Here is a 22180-nt window from a genome sequence, read left to right on the forward strand (position 1 = left end):
GCCCTGGTGGCGGAATTCAGCGCGTGGCTGGCGGAGTTCCTGCCGGACGACTACTGCGCGAACTATCGGCAATACCGCTGGGACCTGGCGCTGCGACGCGACTACCAGCGGGCCTGCTTCGAGGCCGGATGGCTGCAGCCGACCTGGCCCCGCGAGCACGGCGGCCGATCGCTGGGCTTGCGCGACGCCATGGAAGTGCGGATCGAGGCGGCGCTGCGGTCCGCGCCCAAGCTGCCCAACATCGCCGGCCCCGGGGTCGCCGCCCCCGGCATTCGCCAGTTCGGCACGCCGGCCCAGATCGAGCGCCTGCTCGTTCCGCTGCTGCGCGGCGACGAGTGGTGGGCACTGGGCATGTCCGAGCCCGAGGCGGGTTCGGACTTCGCCGGCCTGCGCACCAGAGCGCACCGCGACGGCGACGTATTCCGGGTCAACGGTCACAAGATCTGGACCACCCAGGCGCATGAGTCGCGGTGGTGCACCCTCTACGCCCGCACGGATCCCGACGCCCCGAAACACCGCGGCATCTCCTGCCTCATCCTCGATCTGCATTCACCCGGGGTGAGAATCGAGCCCATCAGGATGGCGTCGATTTCCGACGAGACGTTCTGCGAGGTCTTCCTCGACGACGTCGAGGTGCCCGCCGACAATCTGCTGGGGCCACTCAACGGCGGCTGGAACGTCGCGCTGTCGTCGCTGCACCACGAACGTCAGATGATCTGGATCATGAACTGGGTCGAGATCAACCGCGGACTCGACTCGGTGCGTGACGCCGGCGCCGCGGACTCGAGCCAGGACGTGTATGCCGAACTCGGTTCACTGCTGGCCGACGCTGAAGCGTTGCGCGCCACCGGATATCGCGCCCTGGCCAACGAGCTTGCGGGCCGGCCCAGCCCCGAAGCCGATACCATGAAGCTGCTGGGATCGATTACCCTGCAACGTGTTTGGGAAATAAGTGCGGCCGCTGCGGGGCCTGATTCGGCCGCCGATCCGGATCTGCTGTTCGAACGCCAGGACGCGTTGGCCGCGACGATCTATGGCGGAACGTCAGAGGTTCAGCGCAACATCATCGCCGAGCGGCTGCTCGGGCTGCCGAAGGGATGACGACAATGGATTACAACCTCGGCGAGGATGCCGGGCAACTGCGCAGCCATCTGCGCAAGCTCGTCGCCAACCACATCCCGGCCGACTTTCTGGGTGCCTGCACCGAGAATCCGCAAGACCTCGCCACCACCGAGACGTTCTGCAAGTTGCTGGCGACCGAGGGGCTGCTGGCGCTGGCGTGGCCGAAAGAGCATGGCGGCGGCGGTGGTTCGGTCTGGCAGCAGACGGTGCTGCGCGAGGAGATGTGGGCCCAGCACGAGCCGCGCGGCCCGCAGTACATGGGCATCAACTGGGTCGGGCCCGCGCTGATGCGCTACGGGACGGCCGAGCAGAAGGCCAAGCACCTGGCCGCGATCGCGGCCGGTGATGTGATCTGGTGTCAGGGATTTTCCGAGCCGGAGGCCGGAACCGACCTGGTCTCGTTGCGCACCCGCGCTGTCGCCGACGGCGACGGGTGGCGCATCACCGGCCAGAAGGTGTGGACGTCATACGCGCTGATGGCATCCTGGTGCGTCCTGGCGGCGTGCACGGGTCCCGAGGCCCCGAAACACAAGCGACTCACGCTGTTTCTGATTCCGATGGACCGGACCGGCTTCACCGTGCGACCGATCCCGTCGATGCTGGGGCCGCACCACCTCAACGAGATGTTCCTCGACGACGTGCAGGCGTTCCCCGGCGATGTGCTCGGCGAGGTCGGCGACGGCTGGCGGGTGATGCGCGAAGCGCTGGCCTTCGAGCGCGTCGGCATCGCGCGCTACGCGCGCTGCGAATCGCTGCTGGAAAGGATGCGCGCTCAACTCGGCGACGACTGGGATCAATTGCCCGAATCGATCCGCACCCGGTGGGTGCGCGCACTCGTCGACCTGCGGGTCGCCCGACTGCTGGCCTATCGCGCCGTGTCACTGCAGGACGACGCGGCGGCGGGGGCGGCCGCCAGCGCCGCGCGCATCATCACCACCACGTGCGACCAACTCGTCGCCGAGTTGCTGTTCGACGTGCTGGGACCGGTGGCGCTGGACAGCGGAACCTCCGCGGCGCTGCACGGGGCCATCGAAGACCACTGGCGTTACGCGCAAGCGGCAACCGTCGCATCGGGCACCATCGAGGTGCAGCGCATGCTGGTGGCACGGGACGTGTTGGGAGAACACAGGTGAAAACCGATCTACCACAAGACATCAGCGACTTCGCCGCCGTCGCGGGCAAGCGGCTCACCCGATTGGGCGGACCGCCGGCCGCGCTGCGCGCCGAGACCGACGACGCCGTCCGGGATGCGGCGCGCGCCGCGCTGAACGATGTCGGCGCCTTCGACCTCGACGTGCGCTCGTCCGCAGATGACCTGCTGGCCGCGGCGGTGCTGTGTCAGGCCGCAGGCGCCACCGTGCTGCCCTACCCCCTGGTGGAGGAACTGCTGGCGATCGATGGCGCGCGCCTGGCGCTTGTCAATCCGGAGGCCCCGCGCATCGACCACGGCGATCTGGCCGGCGATTGGGTGGCGGCGGATTTGGACGGGAATCGGTACTGGCCGCGGCCGGCCACGCGGACCGGCGCCAAGCTGGGGCCCTTTTTGGTCCCGGCCACCTTGAGCGCGCCCGAGGGAACCGTGCCCGCCGCCGACGTTAATCTTCATCTCGTGCTGGGATCATGGCGGATTCTGGGAGCGGTGCAGCAGTCGTTGCGGATTGTCACCGGGCATGTGCGCACCCGGATCCAGTTCGGCAAGCCGCTCGCGGACTTTCAGGCCGTCAGGTTCGCCGTGGCGGATGCGGCCGTCGCGGTCCGCGGATTGCACGAGCTCGCGAAGTACACCATCTGTCGCCCCGAATCGACTCCGGCGCAGATCCATTCGGCCGACGCCCTGATTCTGCGACTCAGGGCCGCCGACACGGCGCGGCAGCTGATGCGCTCGTCGCACCAGTTGCTCGGAGCCCTGGGCTTCTGCGACGAGTCCGACGTCAGCGTGCTCGATCGGCACACCCAACCGGTGATGCGGTTGCCGCTGGGCACCGAGGAACTCGCCCTGCGTCTGGTCCCCTGCGTGGCCGACGGCTCATTCGAGACGCTGTTCAGCGACCCGGTCTCGGCGTGACCGAATCCCCCGCTGCCGCGGTGACGCCCAGTCCGTTTGACGACGGAATCCCCTTCGGAATCAAACTGCGACAGCTGGCCGAAGAACGGCGCGACGATCCGGCCGTCACGACTGTCGCGCTCGACGGCAACGCGACCTCGCTGACCTTCGGCGAACTCGATGCCCGGGCCAACCAGTGGGGCCGGACGCTGGCAGCCACCGGCGTTCAGACGGGTTCCTATGTCGCACTGGCCATTCCGAACTCACACCATCTGGTGCTGGCGACGCTGGGGTGTTGGAAGATCGGCGCGGTCCCCGTCCCCATGCACTGGGATCTACCCGAATGGGAGCGCGAGCGGGTACGGGCGGTCATCGACCCTGCCGTCGTCGTCGACGAACAGAGCCGATGGGAGCTCGACTCCCGCGCGGCCCGCGAGTCCGGCGACGCGCTGCCGGTCGCCATCTCCCCCACCGCCAACGGCATCTGCAGCAGCGGGTCCACCGGCGTGCCCAAGGTGATCCTCAACCTGGCGCCGTCGCTGTGGATCCCGGATCAGGGCGAACCGTTCCTGGCGAACTGGACACCGGTGGCCCAGCCGCAGACCATCATGGTCCCCGCGCCGATGTATCACACCAACGGCTTCGCCACCTTCTTGATGATGCTGGGCGGCGACCACCTGGTCATCCTCGAAAAGTTCGATGCTGCATTGGTTTTGGATGTCATCGAGCGATTTCGGATCACCAACTTCACCGCGACGCCCACGATGCTGGCGCGCATCGCGGCGCGCCCCGACGTGCGGCAGCGGGACCTGTCCAGCATCGTCTTCATCCTGCAGGGCGCCGCGGTGATGCCGCCGTCGCTGCTGCACACCTGGTTCGAACTGCTCAGCCCCGAGCAGATAGTGACGGCATACGGCATGACCGAAAACCTCGGGCTCACCGCGTTACGCGGCGACGAGTGGCTCGCCCACCCGGGCAGCGTGGGCCGCGGTTTCCGAGACACCGAGATCCGCATTCTGGACGCGAACAAACGACCACTGGGACCCGGCGAAGACGGCGACGTCTACCTGCGGGCGCCGATGAGCGCCGGCTATCGCTACCTGGGCGGGGCCCCGCCGCTGCCGTCGACCGAGGACGGCTTCCGCACCGCCGGCGACATCGGCCATCTGGACGAGGACGGCTTCCTCTACATCGTCGACCGCCGCGTCGACATGATCATCACCGGCGGCGCCAACGTCTATCCGGCCGAAGTCGAGTCCGCGCTGGCCGGCCACCCCGGCATCGCCGATGTGGTGGTCATCGGGCTGGCCGACAAGCAGTGGGGACGACGGGTGCATGCGGTGATTCAAGCAGCGCAGGGCGTGCCGCTGACCGAAGAGCAGGTCATCGAATACGCGAAGGGTCGGCTGGCGCCCTATAAGGCCCCCAAGACCGTCGAGTTCGTCGACGCCATTCCCCGTACCGCCGCCACCAAGGTCAACCGTTCGGCGATGATCGAAGCCCGCGGCGGTTAGGCGCGACGCCTGTCCGAGGCGGTGCCGTCCATTCGGAATCCCACCAGCCAGGGTTGGCGTTCCCCTAGCGTGTGTTCATGACAACGACCGAGACGGTTCAACCCGCATCGATGCCCCTCGCTCGCAAAGTGTTGTGCGCGGTGTACGCGCTGATTGCGCTCCTGGCGCTTGTTGCGACATGGAGCCAAACCGTCGCTTACACACACAGCGGCACCGCCTTCTTCGGCACCTTCTGGCAAGACACCAAGGTCAATCCCGCCTCGCGCAACATCACCGCCGATGCGCTGATGCTCAGCATGTCCGTCGTCATTCTCATGGTTGTCGAAGCCAGGAAGTATGGAGTGCGATTCGTCTGGCTTTACATTGTCGCCGGAGTCTTCGTCGCCATCAGTGTGACGGTTCCGCTCTTCCTCATCGCTCGGGAGATTCGGATCGGCGCTGCAGAACCTCCGCGTCTCCGTCCTTTCGATGCGATCCTATTGACCGTGTCCGGCGCTGGGGCTCTGGCCCTGACTAGCTGGGTCGACGTGGGCTGAAGTTACCTCACAATGTCTTTCGGCGACTCACTGTCACGGGGCTTCTAATGCCTTCGCACATCTGGCGAGGATCTTGAGGAAGCTTCGACGGATGAGCCGCGAGCTCACCGCTTCCATCACCTTGCCGCCCGAGCGGGCCGGATAGGTGAAGGTGGACTGGCGTGTTCCCCGTGATTGAGACCGGGAGGTTTTAGAGTCCTGTGGCCCGAGGTCGGGCCGGAAGGGACGATGAAACACATGGCTGGTCGTAAGCGGCATTCCGCGGAGGACATCGTGCGCAAGCTGCGCCGCGCGGATGAGCTGGCTGCTGAGGGCAAGACCGGTGAGGAGATCGCTGCCGAACTGGGCGTGTCGGCGGCGACGCTGTACAACTGGCGGCGCACCTACGGCGGGATGGACACCGACGCCGCCAAGGAACTCAAGGAGCTGCGCGAGCAGAACGCCCGCCTCAAGCGGTTGTTGGCCGAGGCCGAACTCGAGAAGGATGCGCTGCGGGAGGTCGCGAAGGGAAAATTCTGAGCCCAGCTGCCAAACGCCGCGCCGTGGACATGCTCAAAGACACGTTGAGCATGTCGGAACGGTTGGCGTGCAAGGCCGTTGGGCTGGCCCGCTCCACCTACCGCCGCCTGCCACTGGGGCAGACCCCTGATGATCCCGACGCCGAGATGCGGGCCTGGCTGCGTTCCTACGCCAAGAAGAACCCGTGTCATGGGTTCCGGCGTGCGTGGGCGGCGTTGCGCTACGACGAGCGCAGTGAGGTCAACAAGAAGAAAGTCCACCGGCTGTGGCGCGAGGAGGGCCTTCAGGTCCGGGTGCACAGCCCCCGCAAGCGGGCCGGGATCTCCTCGGTCCCACCGGTGGAGGCTGATGCCCCGAACGTGGTGTGGGCGCTCGACTTCCAGTTCGACTCCACCATCGACGGCAAGGCCATCAAGATCGCCTCGATGATCGACGAACACACCCGCCTGTCACTGCTGCATGTGGTGGAGGGTCGATCACCGGTGAGCGCTTGGTGTTTGAGTTGGAGAAGGCCTTCGCCGCCGCCGGCGGTCCGCCGAAAGTGCTGCGGATGGACAACGGACCGGAGATGGTTTCCCAAGTGCTGCAACGGTTCTGCGAGAACAAGACCGGCATGGTGTACATCCCGCCGGGCTGCCCGTGGGACAACGGCTACATCGAATCATTCAACAACCGCCTACGAAAGGAGTGCCTCAACCGCAACCACTGGAACACCCTGTTCGAGGCCCGCGTGGTCATCGGCGACTTCAAGTCCGAACACAACCACCGACACCGCCACTCAGCACTGGGCTACAAGACGCCCGCCGAGTACGCTGCGGTCTGCAGCTGCACCCACACCCCCGTGGCCTGCAGCATCACCTGAGAACGGATCAAACCAACCCGACTCTAGAACCGGGTGGACTCAGTAACGGGGACTCGCCAGGACGACCAGTCAACGCGCGTGCCGTCCGCTGAGGGACTGAAAGACATGGTGCCGCCCTCGTGGTCGATAGTGGGGACGGCGCGAATCACGCGGTAGGAGTAGCTCAATGGGAAATCGTAAGCGGTGATCTCCTCGCGAAACCAGGTGTTACCGAATCCCTCGACCTCCCTTACCGCGCCGACGTGGGGGTCCGACCTTTCTACATAACCGGCCTTGAAGCCGAACTGTGACGCCAAGGGGGACGCGAAGTTGGCTGGGTTGGCCAGCCAGTTGAAGACCCTATCCGGCGAAGTGGCAATAGCGCGCTCGACGTGAATTTGGACCGTGGGGTTGCCGGTCTTCCGGTGGTTTCATTTCCACGGAGATCAGCCCTTCCTGACCACGGGTCATGATCCCCGGTGAACCGATTAGGCGTTCTCACGTAGGAACGTTTAAGCCCGCGGCCTCGATCTGGTTCATGATCTGATGCAAATCGTAGGAATAACGCCAGCGGGTTATCAGGCCGTCGGCGTTGATGTCGAAGGCCCCTATGGTCTCCATGAAGAAGGGTTTGCCGCCGATGATGTAGTTTTCGACCCCTTCCATCATCACCGTGCCGCCGTCGGCCACCAGCGAGTTCACGTCGATTTCGATGCTCTCGAACCCCATGGAAAGCTCGGCGTCGAATTCGGACCTGATGGCATCTCTGCCGCGGTGCACTCCTCGCGGCCCGTCGATGAACACTGCATCGTCGCTGAAGTAGGCGACCAAGTCATCGACATTTCGGCTCGTAAAACTCGCAAGAAAATTGCGTACCGTCGACTCTGGTGAATTGCCCATTTTAATCGCCTCTCGGTACGGCCCGGACCCATGTCCGGTGGTCGCGGCCCGAACGATCTCCTCGGCACTCATCGTTTCGTCCATTCGCCCCGGCTGAACGGATGTTCTCGCCACACTCGCGCCACCAGCAGCAGAGCCACCAACGGGTAAGGCAGGTTGTAGGCGAGAGATTTTGCGGCGTCGACGAATTTGTAGTCATAGGCCGACCCCGGCCCGCATGCCAGGTGAAACAGCGGTGCATCGCCCAAGAGCCCAACGGCCAGGTACACGCCCGTGCCCATGACGACCATTCCCGCGTAAAAGACTGCCGGGAGTCGAATCCACTCGCGCCCTCGCACAAACGCATAGATCAACACCAGGTAGAAGACGCCGAACAGCACCGCGGACGTACCGACCATGACCTGGACGAAGCGTGGGTCCACCAAAATCAGAGAATCGGTCCCGGAATGGTAGACGAAGCGCGACATGAACCACCGCGAGTTTGGGTCCGGGCGACCAACCAGCGTCACCGGGTCGGTCAGAAACGACGTCGACGCAAACATCGCGAACATTGCGACGAAAAACCAGTCGCGTCGCCGTTCGCGCAGCGGAATAGGACCGGTTGAGGCAGGATCCTGAGCGACGTCGTCGGGCAACGCATTAGCGGTCGTTGACATGCTGCACCACCTATTGAGCCGTTGCGCAAGCAGAGCGCTCTCTACATCACCCGCGAGACGCCGGGTAGCTTTGCTGTGCGGTTAATAGACGACTCATAAATCGCCATTAAGCGGCCTTCGAGAAACAGCCGAAATCACCGGGCGAGCGCGGCGCACCCGAGCGGAGACCCCCGCAGGGCCCTGAGGCCCCACCGCGCGCGGTAACCTCATTCTCGTAGCGCATACGGCGCGCGACGGAAGGGGACCGATCGCTCATGGCCAACCCGAGCGAAGACGTGGAGATCACCCGCGGCGACCGCTTCATCAAGACGGCCGTAGCGATACTGGGCGAGACCGGGCGCACCGACTTCACCGTGCAGGAGATCGTCGCGCGCTCCAAGACGTCGCTGCGCGCCTTCTACCAACACTTCAGCAGCAAGGACGAACTGCTGCTGGCACTGTTCGATCGGACCATCGCCCAATCGGTGCAGGCCTGGCGCGCCGAGATCGCCGGACTGGACAGCACCTCGGCGCTGAAATTGCTGATCGATCGGCTCAGCCAGCAACCGGATTCGAGCACCCAGGACAGCCTCAACCGGGCACTCACCCTCTACAACCAGCACCTCGCCGAGACCCGGCCCCGCGAATACGCCCGGGTGCTCTCTTCCCTGCACGGCCTCATTCGCGACATCGTCGGGCAGGGCATCACCGAGGGTGTCTTCAACCCCGCCCTGGACATCGGCGCAACGGCCGCCGTCGTCATGCAGTCGATGATGGGTGCGCAGCGATTGCATTGGCTCGGTTCGGAATTGAACGGAACGCCGGTCGATGTCGGCCAGCTCTACGACTTCTGCATCCGCGCCCTCGGCATTCGCGACAGCGAAGAAAAATCGGCCGCACCGTCGCTGGCGGAGCTGTTCAGCCAGATCGGCATGCGCCCCAGCTCCCGCAATGGCGAATTCGCTATGACCATGCCGGTCAGTCCCGCGGTCGTCAACACCTCCGGCGCGCTGCAGGGCGGCCTGATCGCCACGCTCGTCGACGTGGCGGGCGGCCATTTCGGGCTGGATTATCTGCAGCCTGGCACCACGATGACCACCGCGGACCTATTCGTCCGATACCTGCGGCCGGTCCGGCAGGGCGCGGCGTTCGCGGTGCCCCGGATGCTGCGTTCCGGCCGGCGGGCGATGGTGATGCAGATCGACATCTTCGGCGACGGATACGACGAGCTCCTGGCGACGGCGACCGTGAACTTCGCCGTGATCGAGGGAACCACACCCAAGCTCCCCAGCTGGCCGGACGCCTGAGCGGGGGCGCAAACCCGGTATGCATGATTACGCGAAAGTGGTAACGTCGTTACCACGCCGTGAGAATCCAGCCTGTTTCAAGGAGATCACCATGCCCTCTCGCGAACTTTCCTTCCCCGTGTTCGACGCCGACAACCACATGTACGAGCCGCAGGAGGCGCTGACCAAGTACCTCCCGGACAACCGCAAGAACGTCATCGACTACGTGCAGGTCCGCGGTCGCACCAAAATCGTTGTGCGCGGCCACATCAGCGAGTACATCCCCAACCCGACTTTCGAGAAGGTCGCCAGGCCCGGCGCCCAGGAGGACTACTTCCGCAACGGCGCGCAAGGCAAGAGCTATCGCGAGATTCTCGGCGAGCCGATGAAGGCGATCCCCGCCTTCCGCGAGCCGGGCGCGCGCCTCGAGGTGATGGACGAGCTCGGGATCGACTACGCGCTGATGTTCCCGACGCTGGCCAGCCTGGTCGAGGAGCGCATGAAGGACGACCCGGAGATGACCCACGACGTCATCCACGCGCTCAACGAGTGGATGCACGAGCAGTGGTCGTTCAACTACCAGGACCGCATCTTCGCCACGCCCGTGATCACCCTGCCGATCGTCGAGCGCGCGCTCGAAGAGCTCGAATGGTGTCTCGAGCGCGGCGCGCGCACCGTGCTGGTTCGCCCGGCCCCCGTCCCCGGTTTCAAGGGCAGCCGCTCGTTCGGGCTCGAGGAGTTCGACCCGTTCTGGCAGGCCTGCATCAAGGCCGAGATCCCGGTGTCGATGCACGCCTCGGACAGTGGCTACTCCGAATTCGCGAACGTCTGGGAGCCGGGCGACGAGTTTCTGCCGTTCAAGCCGACCCCATTCCGCAGCTTCGCGATGGGCCATCGGCCCATCCTGGACGCGATGGGTGCTCTGGTGTGCCACGGCGCACTGTCGCGCAACCCCGAGCTGCGGATCCTGTCCATCGAGAACGGCGCCGACTGGGTGCCGGATCTGTTCAAGGGCCTCAAGGGCGTCTACAAGAAGATGCCGCAGTCCTTCCTTGAGGACCCGATCGAGGCGTTCAAGCGCTGCGTCTACATCACCCCGTTCTGGGAGGACCGGTTCACCGAGATCGTCAACATGGTCGGCACCGACCGGGTGCTGTTCGGCTCCGACTGGCCGCACCCGGAGGGCCTGAAGGACCCGATCAGCTTCGTCGACGAGCTCACCGACTTCTCCGAATCCGACATCGCCAAGATCATGGGCGGCAACTTGATGAAGCTCATGAAGGTCTCCGCCCCGGCGAAGAAGCCGGTCTCCGCCTGATCGCCTAGACCCGCGCCGGCCAGGAATGGCCGGCCAGCCGGAGGGTACTCGTCGACATGACCTTCGGCGAGTGGTCCAGCGGATGGAGGGCAGATGAGCGTGGCAGCCCACGACGGGACGCCGGTCAGCATCGATGACGACGTCGCGTTAATCACCGAACAGATCGAAGCGCTGCGCAGGCTCGGTCGGCGCGGCGACGTCGACGTCGACGTCGAAGAGATCTATGACCTGAGCATCAGGTGGGGCACCACGCTCGCGGGACGGCTGCCACGGATGGTCCATTACGATGCGCGGGGGCAACTCGGCGACGACGATCAGCGCCGGTTTCAGTCGCTGTGCGACCAGCTACGCGAATTGTCGCCTCTGATAGAACGATTCGACCTGGCCCGGCCGAAGCTTCCGGGACCGATGGGCGACCAGGCTAGCGGGGGGCGTCGTGCCCGGAAGGGGCTGCGTCGCCTCGGGCGTAGGTGAGAAAGTCGGTGTCGCGCAATCTGATCGCGGTCCGAGGTTTGAGGCAGTCGGGATTGCGGCAGGTCAGCGCGACCATGTACGCGTCGGAGTCCTCATTCAAAAATAGGTAACCCAGGTAGAAGGCCGCCCCGACAACGAAATCCATTGCGCCGCAGGACTCGCAGTGTCCGCCCTTCGCCGCGATCTGCTCGAGGACGCGATGCCGCGCCACCGTGTCCAAGCCGATCAGCTCGGCCCGTACCCCGACTCCGCCGGCCACCCGTTCGCTCATCTCAGATTTCTACGTCCTTGTCGTAGTACACGCGATCCTCGCGCCAGCCGCCCGTACCCATGCCGATCCCGGCGTAGTCCTCGACGAATTCGATCTGGTTGACCCATTTGGCCATCTTGAAACCCACCTGGGTTTCCACCCGCAGGCGCAAGGGCGCACCGTGTTGGATCGGCAGTGGCGCGCCGTTCATCTCATAGGCGAGCAGGGTCTGCGGCTTATCCGCGAACTCGAGGTCGAGCACCTCGTAGAACTGGCCCCCGCCGTGCGACGCCGGCTCGTCGGTGCTGTTGTCCTGCATGGTCAAAAAGCAGATGTAGCGCGCCTGCGGCAGCGGCCGCACCAAGTCCACGAGCTGACGCAGATGAACTCCGGTCCATTGGCCGATGCTCGTCCAGCCCTGGACGCAATTGTGCATCACGCATTGCGTTTCGGACTCGGCCAGCGCTCGCAGCGCACGAAGGTCCAGGGTCACCGGGTTTTCCACCAACCCGCCGACCCGCAGCCGCCAGTCCACGAAATTGTGCACCGCCATCACTTTGTATTCCGTGCTGGTGGGCGGCTTTCCGTTGATCCGGTGCTGCTTGGAGATTCTGCTCGTCGAATAATTCTGCCGTGAGTTCAGCGGGCGCAACAGCAACAGGCGAGCCGCGGTGACCACCGCGCCCAGTACGCGCTGCACCGACCGTGGGCTGCGCAGACTCCAGATCGTCGCCGCGACGTGGACGGCGACGATCGCCGCGATGATCAGGAGCGAGATTGTGGTCGCCCAGTACGTATTCCGGGCGGAACCGAAGATCATGGTCGCGGTGAGCCGGCCCCAGCCCCAGAAGAAGACCATCGACAGATGAATCACGATGAAGACCAGGAACGCGAGCAGCCCCAGGAAATGCAGGCTTCGGGCCCACTGCCGGCCGCCCCACATTCGGACGTACCAGGGGAACCGGGCCTCGACCGCTGGGGACTGGGCGGCCCCGGTCAGGATCTGAAATGGCGCAAGGACAAAGATGACGCCGGCATAGGTCAGCTTCTGCATGGCGTCCAGCGGCTCGCCGGGCAGCACCGGCGGCAACTTCAACGTCAGGTAGGTGACGATGCCGTCCCAGGCTTCGGAAAAGATCGACCAGGAGGCCGGCCAGTACCGATGCCACTGGCCGGTCGCGAACAACAGGATGTAGTACGACAGGCCCAGCAGAATCCAGCCGATCACCACGAAGAAGTGCCAGTGGCGGCCCAGCCCGAGCTGCGCGCGGCCCGGCAACGAGATGAAGGGGCTGTAGTCCTCCTCCTCGTCGAGGGTGTCGTAGATCCTGTCGCGCGGCATCACCTTTCGGGTGAAGCGCGCCCACTCCGTGCCCGGCTTGCTGTCGTCGTGCCAGTACAACTTCGGGTGGGTGGCCAGAATCTCGAGACCACTGCGAAGAATCAGCGTCACGAACAAGACGTTCAGCCAATGGTCGATGCGCAGCCACGCCGGATAGTCCAGAGGTGTCATGCCCGTGCTCCGTCAGTCATGCCACTGCCGGAGTTGTGGGTACGCCACGTTGATGCCCGACAGTACGGTCGCGTGCACGGCGAGAAATCCCGCCGCGCAAGCCATCCCGAATGTTCCGGGCGCGAAGTCCCATCGGGCGGTCACCGCGCCCAGCCCGGGCAGGCTGACCCAGCGGGTGGCCACGTACAAGGCGAGGAAGGCCGCACAGGCCGCGCTGCCGAGACACCAACCCGCTTGGGCCACCGCAGGTTTGCTGCCTACCATCAGCGCACCCGCGACCAGGCACACGGCTGCCAGCACCAGCACATAGGCCGCGAAATACCGGGCCAGGTTTGACCCGGTGATCAACACGGAGACGTGCACGGCGACCAGCCCGGTCAGCAGCGCCGCGCCCAGCGCGGTCACCGTACGCGGCAGGTTGAACGCCACCCAACCGTGCAACGTGAGTAGCGGTGATGACCAGAGACGCCGCCAGAGCGCCCCCGCGCTTCGCGCCACAAGATCGGCCACGGCTGCGAGGTACCCGCGCCCCGCGTTCACAAACGGGCCGCAATCGGTTCAGCAAATCGCGATTTTCGCAGTCGTCAATTTAAGTTGTCAGCGAATTCGCCGACAATCGACGAGCCCGGCATCAAACCGTGGCATTACGTATGCGACAACGATTGCTAATCTGAACAACTACGTGTGCAAATAGGTCAGCCCATTGACCCGGTTTCCCACTCGGCCTACTTTGCGGGCCGCTCGGAGCCCGCTAGGAGGACGGCGCCAGATGGTAGCCGAGAAGGACTGGGACAGAACCGTCGGTGCGGCAGACGACGTACGCCGCGTCTTCGAAAATGTCCCTACGCTGTTGGTCGGGCTCGAAGGACCCGACCACAGATTTATCGCGGTCAATGCGGCTTACCGCGCACTCGGCCCGCCGATTGACCCCGTTGGGCTTCTTGCGCGCGAGGTTTATCCCGAACTGGAGAGCCAACAGATTTTTCAGATGTTCGACCGCGTGTATGAAACGGGCGAACCCCAAACGGGCATCGAGTGGCGGGTGCAGGCCGACTTCGAAGGCGCGGGCCACGCCCAGGAGCGTTTCTTCGACTTCATCGTCACACCCCGGCGCGCGCAGGACGGCTCGATCGAGGGCGTACAGCTGGCCTTCACCGACGTCACGAGCCGGGTGCAAGCGCGCGTGGCCGCCGAAGCACGCCTCCAGGAGTTGTCCGAGCGGTATCGCAACGTCCGCGATTCCGCCACCGTCATGCAGCAGGCGCTGCTGGCACCGTCGGTGCCCATCGTCCCCGGCGCGGACGTGAGCGCCCAGTATCTCGTCGCTGCGGAGGACACCGCCGCCGGCGGCGACTGGTTCGACGCGATACCCCTGGGGGACCGGCTGGTGCTGGTGGTCGGAGACGTCGTCGGCCACGGCGTCGAAGCGGCGGCGGTGATGTCGCAGTTGCAGACTGCGCTGCGGATGCAGGTCGTGGCGGGCTATCCGATCGCCGAGGCGCTGGAGGCGGTCGACCGATTCCGCAAGCACGTTCCCGGTTCGAACACGGCCACGATCTGCGTCGGCTCGCTCGACTTCGGCACCGGCGAATTTCGCTACTGCACCGCCGGACACCCGCCGCCGCTGCTGGTGACGGCGGACGCGACCGCGCGCTATCTCGAGCCGTCCGGCGCGGGTCCACTCGGCAGCGGCACCGGTTTTCCGGTACGCACCGAATTCCTCGACGTGGCCGACTCGATCCTGCTGTACACCGACGGCCTGATCGAAAGACCCGGCAGGCCGTTGGGCGCCAGCACCGCCGAATTCGCCGAGCTGACCGCGAACATCGTAGGGGGCCAGCGCGGCTTCGTCATCGAGACTTCGGAACGGCCGATCGACCGAATCTGTTCGGAGACACTGGAATTGCTGCTCCGTTCGACGGGCTACAGCGACGATGTGACACTTCTTGCGGTGCAACGCCGCACACCGCCCGCACCGCTGCACCTGACGCTGGATGCGACGATCTGGACCGCACGCACGATGCGCGGCCGGTTGCGCCAATGGCTGTCGGACATCGGCGCCGACACCGACGACATCTCCGATGTGGTGCACGCCATGTCGGAGTTCGTCGAGAACGCCGTCGAGCACGGCTACGCCGCCGAGGTCGCCGACGGCATCGTCGTCGAGGCCGCGCTGTCCGGTGACGGCATGCTGCACGCGTCGGTGGCCGACCGTGGGCGGTGGAAGGATCACCGCGAGGGCGAGACGGGCCGCGGCCGCGGCCTCGCGATGGCCGAGGCCCTGGTTTCGGAGGCGCATGTCAGTCATGGAGCCGACGGGACGACCGCCACCGTGACGCACCGACTCTCACGACCGGCGAATTTCGTCACCGACTCAGTGGTCGCCCGGGCAACCGAACAACGTTCGGCCACTTCAGAATTTGCCTCTGAGGTCAGCGAGCCGGGCCGCATCGTGGTCAGCGGGGACGTCGACTCCAACACCGCATCCGCTCTGGACCGTCAGATCGCAGTGGAAAGCCGTTCCGGCATCGCACCAGTGACCGTCGATCTCACCGCCGTCACCCACCTCGGATCCGCGGGCGTCAGCGCGCTGGCCGCCGCGCGCGAGCGAGCGCTGCGGCAGGGCGCCGAGTACGTGCTGGTAGCCCCGCCGGGAAGCCCCGCGCACCACGTCTTGTCGCTGGTGCAGCTCCCGGTGGTCGGCGGTCTCGCCGAGAACCTCGTCGCCGAAGGCTAGGCGCGGTCGCCGTGCCGCACTTGGTTGAACGGCACCCCGCGGTCGGCGGCGTACTCCCGGGGAAAGCCCAGGACCCGCTCGCCGATGACGTTGCGGGCCATCTCCGTCGTGCCGCCGCCGATGGCGACGGTCTGCCGGGACAGATACCGTAGCCCCGCTTCGAGCCCGGCGCCCCGCTCCCCCACCACGCCGGCGCTTCCCGCGATCGCCAGCGCGGTATCGACGGCGGTAGTTGTGGTCTCGGCGTGAAACAGTCTGATCAGCGTTCCGGCGGCCGGCGGCAACACACCGTCCCTGACGCTGCGATACACGTGACCGATCAGTTGCTCGGAGACCGCGCGGTGCACCAGGGCGCGACCGGCCATCTCGTGCACGCGCTCGTCATCGGCTTGCCCGGTCTGCTCCGCGAGCGCCACGTAGTCGACCGGAATCGTATTGCCGCCCTCGCTACCGCTGCCGCTGGCGAATTCGGACCCCTGACCCACCGCCCGGCGTTCGTGATACAGCTGCCGCGACGCGACCGCCCAGCCACCGTCGACCTCCCCGACCACGGCGTCGTCTCCCACGTCGACACCGTCGAGGAACTCCTCGCAGAATTCGGTCGAGCCGCTGAGCATTGTGATGTGGCGCAACGTGATTCCCGGATGCGCGATGGGCACCAGGAACATCGTCAAGCCCTCGTGCTTGGGCGCGTCCCAGTCGGTGCGGGCCAGACACAGGCCGTAATCGGCCGCGAACGCGCTCGTGCTCCAGGTCTTGGCGCCGTTGATGATCCAGCGGTCACCACGCCGCTCGGCCCGGGTCAGGACACCCGCCAGGTCCGATCCGCCGCTGGGCTCGCTCAACAGCTGCACCAGCACTTCCTCGCCGCGCAGCGCCGCGGCGATATGCTGGCGCTTCTGCTCCTCCCCGGCGGTGTCGAGCAGCGTGGCGCAGCAGATGGCGAACGTCGGGGTGTTCAAAATCAATGGCATTTCGTAGTTCAGGGACTCGGTGTCGAAGGCCTTCTGGTACTCGTAGTCCAACCCGAGGCCGCCGTATTCGCGGGGAAAGCAGATGCCGGCGAATCCACCGTCATACAAGCGCTTTTGCAGTTCCCTCGCCCGCAGCCACGACCGTTCGTCGTCACGCGGCGCGGCCGGCGGGGCCGCACTGTCGATGGCGGGCATGTTGTCCGCCAGCCACGCCCTGGCCCGGGCAGCGAACTGAGCAACGGATTCCGTCGACGTCATCGGATAGTCGTCATCTCGCCGAACGACCCTCTTTCTCGGACTCGTATACGCGCAGATTGTGTTCCTCCGGCGTGCCGAACATGCCGCGGTACAAAGTGATTCGACGAAGGTACAGGTGCAGGTCGTGTTCCCAGGTGACGCCGATGCCGCCGTGCATCTGCACACACGCCTGGACGATCTGGCCCGCCATCTCGCCGACGTACGACTTGGCGATGCTGGCCGTCAGACTCGCGTCGGGCGCCCGGGCCCCCACGGCGGCAATCGCGGCCGAGGTGGTGGCGCGACAGGCTTCCAGCCAGAGCTTCATGTCGGCGAATTTGTGTTTGAGCGCCTGGTACGACGCCAACGGGCGGCCGAACGTGTGCCGGTCCAGCGCCCACTGCACGGTCAGGTCGAACACCGTCTGCAGGGCCCCGACCACCTCGGCGCATTGCAGCACCTGGGCGATCTGGCTCTGTCGGTCGACGAGCGCGGCCGTTTCGTCGGCGGTGCCGACCGCCGCCGACCGCGGCACCACGATGCCGTCGAAGCGCACCCGGGCATACTGCTTGACGAGGTCGACCGATTGCTGGGGCTCGACCCGGACACCGGGCGCGTCCGCCGGAACAAGGAATTGACGAATCTCGGCGGGGTCGGCGCCGCTGCGCGCCACCACCAGCAACGCCGCGCTCTGGGCGCCCGCCTCGACGCGATCCTTGACACCGTCGATGCGGTAACCGGAGTCGGTTTCGGTGGCCGTGACCGACGGTTGCAGCGGCGCCCAGCCCGCGCCCGGCTCGCACACCGCCCACGACGCCACGGCCTCACCCGATATCAGCGCCTCGATGGAGTCCGCATGCTCGTCGGAGTTCGTGCACTCGACAAGCCCGGTCAGCACGACGCTGACCGGGTACAGCGGTCCGGGTGCCACGGTCTTGCCGAGCTGCTCGGCGACCATCGCCAAATCGGCGAAGCCGTCCTCCGAAACGCTCCCGCCGCCCAACTCCTCCGGTACCAGCAGACTCGTCCAGCCGAGATCCGCGGCCCGATGCCACCACGCGGGGTCGAACGACGTGCCCGCGGCGTGCAGCTCCCGCACCCGGCGCAGCGGCGCTTCCTTCTCCAGAAACGCCTGGGTGGTCGAGGTGAAGAGGACCTTTTCGGGAGAGTCGAGGGTAGTCATCGTGCCGAGGGAATCCTTCTTGACATGCGATCGCTGCGGCTGCAACGGAAATGGTCCGGGTGTTCGATCATCCGCCCGATCGTCCTCGGTTGGCTGGATTCCGATGTTAGCAACGCGCAATACGGTAAGAGATACCGGAGGTCGGACGGGGACGGGCGCTTGGACCACGGGAGACCACGGGAGACGCCAGACCGACGGGTTACCGGCATGCGGGCTACATGGCGAACACGCGGCGCACGGCCTGCGCGTGCAGCGCCCGATTCTCCTGCGAAACAACCCAATCGGGGACCATCGAGTCGAAGCCGTTGAAGGCCGCGGCGATCACGTGCAATTCGGTGTGGACGTACGCGTGCAGCAACCGGTTGGCGTAGTCGATCGCCTCGTCGCGGCATGGATCGATCTCCGAGCAGCTGACGAACGTGGGCGGCAGGCCTTCGAGATTGGCGCGGTGCGCGGGAACGTGCTGACCGTTGGCGCTGGGGTGGCCGAGGTAGTGGTTCCACGCCCGGCTGACGGCCGGCCCGTTCAGACCGGGGGTCCGCTGGAATTCGCGGCGCGACGGCGTGGCGTCGGAATCGAGCATCGGCTGGTGCAGGATCTGCATCAGGATCGCCGGGCCCTCCTCGTCGAACATGCGCTGGGTCAGCCCGGCGACCAGTGCCGCGCCGGCATCGCGGCCCATCACCGCGATGCGGCCTGCGTCGGCGTCCAGCTCCGCGCCGTTGTCGACGGCGTAGCGGAAGGCCGCCTCGACATCATCGAGCGCCGCCGGGCACGGATTCTCCGGGGCCAGCCGGTAATCGACCGACACCACCAGGCAGCCCCCGTCGCGGGCCAGTTCCACGCAGTGCGCATGGTCGGTCTCCAGGTTCCCGGTGACGAACGCGCCGCCGTGGGCGTACACCACCACCGGGGCGCGGGATTCGGTGCTACCGCGATATAAGCGCAGGCCCAGCTGTCGACCGTCCGGTCCCGCGATGGATCGCGAATCGATCCGGACGCCAGTCGTGTCCGCCGCCGCGGCGCGCTGCGCCGCCAGCACATCGGCGTGTTCCCGCTCGGCCTGCAGTGTCTCGGTACGGAATTCGAAGGCGCCCAACTCCACGGCCGCGGCGCGCAGCACCGGATCGATGCGGTTGAGGCCATGCGGCCGGGCCAGGTTCGTCTGTGTCATGTCAACTCTTTGTTCGGGCTGTGCTGCGGGCTCATCGGCGGTCGCGGAAGGTGCGCCCTTTCCGAAGACCCTTACAACCTAGACGTGCACTTTTAGGCGATCACACACGAGGTGCTCGGTACCGCGAAACGAACACAGCGGACGCGGTTGACCCGTGGCCCACCGAACGAGGCGATCGCACGCCGCCGGGCCCGGCGATCCGACCATTGGGCTTCGTTGCTATCTATACTATGATAGCTATTTTCCGCTCGGTCACACCCGCCGTGGATTTCGCGGGCACTCGTAATCCGGTCCGTGCCAACGGCCTTATCGGTTGTTCAGGAGGAGCGCTGATGACGCTCAGCACTGACCCGAACGGTCAGCCCGTCGTACCCTCACTCGATTTCACCGGAGAAACCAGCCCATACCCGTTCTTCCACCACATGCGCCACACCGACCCGGTGTGGCACGGTTCGCTGAGCGATAACACCCAGTTGCCGGAAGAGCTGCGGCCCAGTGACGAGTGGGTCCTGTTCGATTACGACGGTGTATTTCAAGCCTTTCGCGACGACAGGATCTTCACGTCGGCCGCCTACGACAAGACGATCGGGCTGGTGATGGGACACACCATCCTGGCGATGGGCGGCAGAGAGCACCACGACCATCGCAACCTGGTGGCCAAGGCGTTCCGGGCGACCGCGCTGGAACGCTGGGAGCCGTCGGTCATCGGGCCGGTCTGCGAGCAACTGGTCGACGAGATCAAGAACGACGGCCATGCCGATCTGGTGAAGGCGTTGACCTTCGAATTCCCCACGCGCATCATCTCGACGCTGCTTGGTCTGCCCGCCGAGGACCTCGACCTCTTCCGGCGGCTGTCCCTCGACCTGATCTCGATCCCGACCGACATCGTGGCGGGACTCAACGCCGCCACGGAGCTGTACGACTACTTCCTCAAACAAGTCGAGCAGCGCCGGCGCAGGCGCACCGATGACATCATCGGCGACCTGGTGGCCGCCGAGATCGACGGGGAGAAACTCACCGACGACGCCATCATCGCCTTCTTGCGGCTGCTCCTGCCGGCCGGCCTGGAGACCACCTATCGCTCGTCGGGCAATCTGCTGTACCTGCTGCTGACGCACCCCGAGCAATTGGCGATGGTCAACCAGGACCGGTCCTTGATCCCGATGGCGATCGAGGAGGGGCTACGGTACGAGACACCGCTGACCATGGTCATGCGGACCACGACCGAGGAGGTCGAAATCGGCGGCAAGACCATTCCGGCCGAAGCCCAGATCGACATGTGTATGGGCTCGGCCAACCGCGACGAGAAACGCTGGACCGATCCCGACACATTCGACGTCCGCCGGCCCCGGCAATCCCACATCGCCTTCGCCGGCGGCATCCACATGTGCCTCGGGATGCACCTGGCCCGGCTGGAAACGCGGGTCATGCTGACCAGCCTGTTAGATCGCGTGGATAACCTCGAGTTCGCGGCCGACGACGGAACCGGGGAGGAATCCAAGATCGTCGGGCTCACCTTCCGGTCACCGAACAAGCTTCCGGTGACGTTCGTGCCCGCCGCATGAAAAGCCGCGCAGCGATCCTGCACGACGTCGGCGGCCCCTGGTCTGTCGAGGAATTCGAGCTCGATCCCCCCAAGGCCGGCGAGGTGCTGGTGCAGATGGCCGCCGCCGGTTTGTGCCACTCCGACGACCACATCCTCAAGGGCGACATGTCGGCGCCCAACGAGGTGATGCGATCGATGGGGCTGCCCACGATGTTCCCGACGATCGGGGGTCACGAGGGCTCGGGCATCGTGCGCGAGGTGGGGCCCGGTGTCACCGACTTCGCGCCGGGCGACCACGTGGTGATGTCATTCGTGGCCGTGTGCGGCCAATGTCGGTGGTGCGCAAGCGGAATCGAGTACCTTTGCGACGTCGGCATCGGCACCATGATCCCCGGGATGCCGACGGACGGCACGTTCCGACACCACACCGCCGACGGACGCGACCTCGGCCATATCGCCAAGATCGGCGCCTTCGCCGAACACACGGTGGTGTCGACGCATTCGCTGGTGAAGATCGAACCGCACCTGCCGCTGACCTCGAGCGCGCTGCTGTCCTGCGCCATTCCAACGGGTTACGGTTCGGTCACCAACCGGTCGAACATGCGCGCCGGCGACACCGTCGCGGTGATCGGTGTCGGTGGGATCGGCACGGGCGCGATCCAGGGCGCCCGGATCAACGGCGCCGCCCGAATCGTCGCGGTGGATCCGGTTGACTTCAAACAGAAGTCGGCACTGCAGTTCGGCGCGACGCACAGCGCGGCAACGATCGACGAGGCGATGGATTTGGTACGGGGTTTGACATACGGGGTGATGGCCGACGCGGTGGTGGTGTCGCCGTCGTTGATCACCCCGGAGGACGTGCGTGATGCGGTGAAACTCACCCGCAAGGGCGGAACCTGCGTGTTGACCGGCATGACGTCGCAGTTGACCCGATCGGTCAAAATCGATCTGCAGGAATTCATCCTGATGAACAAGACGTTGGCGGGCACCGTATTCGGGTCGTGCAACCCGAAGGCCGACATCGCCAGGCTGGCCCGGCTCTATGAGACCGGCCAGCTGCAGCTCGACGAGATGATCACCAGGCGTTATCACCTCGACGAGGTCAACGACGCCTACGACGACCTGCTGAACGGCAAGATCGTCCGGGGCATCATCGATTTCGGCGTCGGTTGACCGTCTCCGCGCTGACGCTCTAAGCCAGCCTGGCCATGGTGTGCTCCCACAGTCGGCGCGCCAGGACGGCATCGTTGGCGGCCCGATTAGCTTTGCCGACTTTGCCTTTCGCGTAATACTCGCCGGGCGCCCAGTCGACACCGGGCACGCTCGTCGCCAACCAGACCAGCTGATCGGCGCCCTGTGCCGGGGCAGTGTGGCGAC

General features: G+C 65.7%; 21 protein-coding genes and 1 pseudogene. 12 read left to right on the forward strand and 10 right to left on the reverse strand.

Annotated features, from left to right (window positions below):
* Positions 1–3 precede the first annotated feature (3 nt).
* The 6 genes and pseudogenes from OQ789_RS15915 (at position 4) to OQ789_RS15940 (ending at position 6597) form a co-directional block, all read left to right on the forward strand.
* A complete protein-coding gene (locus OQ789_RS15915; protein WP_324687098.1) occupies positions 4–1101 on the forward strand; it encodes an acyl-CoA dehydrogenase family protein in 1098 nt (365 codons plus the stop codon).
* Positions 1098–2255, forward strand: coding sequence for an acyl-CoA dehydrogenase family protein (locus OQ789_RS15920; protein WP_324686950.1), 1158 nt, complete (start codon positions 1098–1100; stop codon positions 2253–2255). Before OQ789_RS15915 ends, OQ789_RS15920 begins: the two co-directional genes overlap by 4 nt.
* Positions 2252–3187, forward strand: coding sequence for an acyl-CoA dehydrogenase family protein (locus OQ789_RS15925; protein ID WP_324686952.1), 936 nt, complete (start codon positions 2252–2254; stop codon positions 3185–3187). Before OQ789_RS15920 ends, OQ789_RS15925 begins: the two co-directional genes overlap by 4 nt.
* On the forward strand, positions 3184–4680 hold the full coding sequence (locus tag OQ789_RS15930) for a class I adenylate-forming enzyme family protein (RefSeq protein ID WP_324686953.1): 1497 nt from the start codon (positions 3184–3186) through the stop codon (positions 4678–4680). Before OQ789_RS15925 ends, OQ789_RS15930 begins: the two co-directional genes overlap by 4 nt.
* Positions 4681–4757: 77 nt before the next feature.
* Positions 4758–5216: a DUF2834 domain-containing protein gene (locus OQ789_RS15935; protein ID WP_324686955.1), complete on the forward strand. Its 459-nt coding sequence runs from the start codon at positions 4758–4760 to the stop codon at positions 5214–5216.
* Between the two features lie 237 nt (positions 5217–5453).
* A pseudogene (locus tag OQ789_RS15940) lies at positions 5454–6597 on the forward strand (IS3 family transposase).
* 23 nt (positions 6598–6620) lie between these two features.
* Here the strand turns inward: OQ789_RS15940 and OQ789_RS26015 are convergent.
* The 3 genes from OQ789_RS26015 to OQ789_RS15950 all read right to left on the reverse strand — a co-directional run bounded on the left by OQ789_RS26015 (position 6621) and on the right by OQ789_RS15950 (position 8111).
* Positions 6621–6974 (reverse strand): SRPBCC family protein, encoded by a 354-nt coding sequence (locus tag OQ789_RS26015; RefSeq protein ID WP_420716129.1) that lies wholly within the window; start codon positions 6972–6974, stop codon positions 6621–6623.
* A 100-nt stretch (positions 6975–7074) separates the two neighbouring features.
* The gene (locus OQ789_RS15945; RefSeq protein ID WP_324686957.1) at positions 7075–7548 is read right to left on the reverse strand and encodes a nuclear transport factor 2 family protein; all 474 of its coding nucleotides are present in this window, start codon (positions 7546–7548) and stop codon (positions 7075–7077) included.
* Positions 7545–8111 (reverse strand): hypothetical protein, encoded by a 567-nt coding sequence (locus OQ789_RS15950; protein WP_324686958.1) that lies wholly within the window; start codon positions 8109–8111, stop codon positions 7545–7547. The genes OQ789_RS15945 and OQ789_RS15950 overlap by 4 nt, the downstream gene beginning before the upstream one ends.
* 275 nt (positions 8112–8386) lie before the next feature.
* On the opposite strand from OQ789_RS15950, the gene OQ789_RS15955 reads away from it, so the two are divergent.
* From OQ789_RS15955 to OQ789_RS15965, 3 genes are all read left to right on the forward strand, one after another.
* Positions 8387–9418 carry a hotdog fold thioesterase gene (locus tag OQ789_RS15955; RefSeq protein WP_324686959.1) on the forward strand — a complete coding sequence of 344 codons (1032 nt, stop codon included), beginning with the start codon at positions 8387–8389 and terminating at the stop codon, positions 9416–9418.
* 91 nt (positions 9419–9509) lie between these two features.
* Positions 9510–10715, forward strand: a complete 1206-nt coding sequence (locus tag OQ789_RS15960) for an amidohydrolase family protein (protein WP_324686960.1) — start codon at positions 9510–9512, stop codon at positions 10713–10715.
* Between the two features lie 93 nt (positions 10716–10808).
* Entirely contained in the window at positions 10809–11189 is a 381-nt protein-coding gene (locus tag OQ789_RS15965; RefSeq protein WP_324686961.1) for a hypothetical protein, read from the forward strand.
* On the opposite strand, the gene OQ789_RS15970 is transcribed toward OQ789_RS15965, so the two are convergent.
* From OQ789_RS15970 to OQ789_RS15980, 3 genes are read right to left on the reverse strand one after another with little or no spacing between them, the layout of a single operon-like run.
* A complete protein-coding gene (locus OQ789_RS15970; protein WP_324686962.1) occupies positions 11137–11460 on the reverse strand; it encodes a hypothetical protein in 324 nt (107 codons plus the stop codon). The genes OQ789_RS15965 and OQ789_RS15970 overlap by 53 nt on opposite strands.
* Position 11461: 1 nt before the next feature.
* Positions 11462–12952 (reverse strand): molybdopterin-dependent oxidoreductase, encoded by a 1491-nt coding sequence (locus tag OQ789_RS15975; RefSeq protein WP_324686964.1) that lies wholly within the window; start codon positions 12950–12952, stop codon positions 11462–11464.
* Between the two features lie 12 nt (positions 12953–12964).
* On the reverse strand, positions 12965–13462 hold the full coding sequence (locus OQ789_RS15980) for an oxidoreductase (RefSeq protein WP_324686965.1): 498 nt from the start codon (positions 13460–13462) through the stop codon (positions 12965–12967).
* A 259-nt stretch (positions 13463–13721) separates the two neighbouring features.
* Between OQ789_RS15980 and OQ789_RS15985 the strand changes: the two genes are divergently transcribed.
* Positions 13722–15689, forward strand: a complete 1968-nt coding sequence (locus tag OQ789_RS15985; protein WP_324686967.1) for a SpoIIE family protein phosphatase — start codon at positions 13722–13724, stop codon at positions 15687–15689.
* Here the strand turns inward: OQ789_RS15985 and OQ789_RS15990 are convergent.
* The 3 genes from OQ789_RS15990 to OQ789_RS16000 form a co-directional block, all read right to left on the reverse strand.
* Positions 15686–16921 (reverse strand): acyl-CoA dehydrogenase family protein, encoded by a 1236-nt coding sequence (locus OQ789_RS15990; protein ID WP_324686969.1) that lies wholly within the window; start codon positions 16919–16921, stop codon positions 15686–15688. The two genes, OQ789_RS15985 and OQ789_RS15990, sit on opposite strands and share 4 nt — an antisense overlap.
* Before the next feature lie 10 nt (positions 16922–16931).
* On the reverse strand, positions 16932–18083 hold the full coding sequence (locus OQ789_RS15995) for an acyl-CoA dehydrogenase family protein (protein ID WP_324686970.1): 1152 nt from the start codon (positions 18081–18083) through the stop codon (positions 16932–16934).
* A 214-nt stretch (positions 18084–18297) separates the two neighbouring features.
* Positions 18298–19257 (reverse strand): alpha/beta hydrolase, encoded by a 960-nt coding sequence (locus tag OQ789_RS16000; protein ID WP_324686971.1) that lies wholly within the window; start codon positions 19255–19257, stop codon positions 18298–18300.
* 332 nt (positions 19258–19589) lie between these two features.
* Between OQ789_RS16000 and OQ789_RS16005 the strand changes: the two genes are divergently transcribed.
* The gene (locus tag OQ789_RS16005) at positions 19590–20822 is read left to right on the forward strand and encodes a cytochrome P450 (RefSeq protein ID WP_324686972.1); all 1233 of its coding nucleotides are present in this window, start codon (positions 19590–19592) and stop codon (positions 20820–20822) included.
* Positions 20819–21976, forward strand: coding sequence for a Zn-dependent alcohol dehydrogenase (locus tag OQ789_RS16010; protein ID WP_324686973.1), 1158 nt, complete (start codon positions 20819–20821; stop codon positions 21974–21976). Before OQ789_RS16005 ends, OQ789_RS16010 begins: the two co-directional genes overlap by 4 nt.
* Positions 21977–21995: 19 nt before the next feature.
* On the opposite strand, the gene OQ789_RS16015 is transcribed toward OQ789_RS16010, so the two are convergent.
* On the reverse strand, positions 21996–22136 hold the full coding sequence (locus OQ789_RS16015; protein ID WP_324686974.1) for a hypothetical protein: 141 nt from the start codon (positions 22134–22136) through the stop codon (positions 21996–21998).
* Positions 22137–22180 lie beyond the last annotated feature (44 nt).

It is taken from the genome of Mycobacterium sp. 94-17, from assembly GCF_035617725.1.
Lineage (GTDB): Bacteria > Actinomycetota > Actinomycetes > Mycobacteriales > Mycobacteriaceae > Mycobacterium.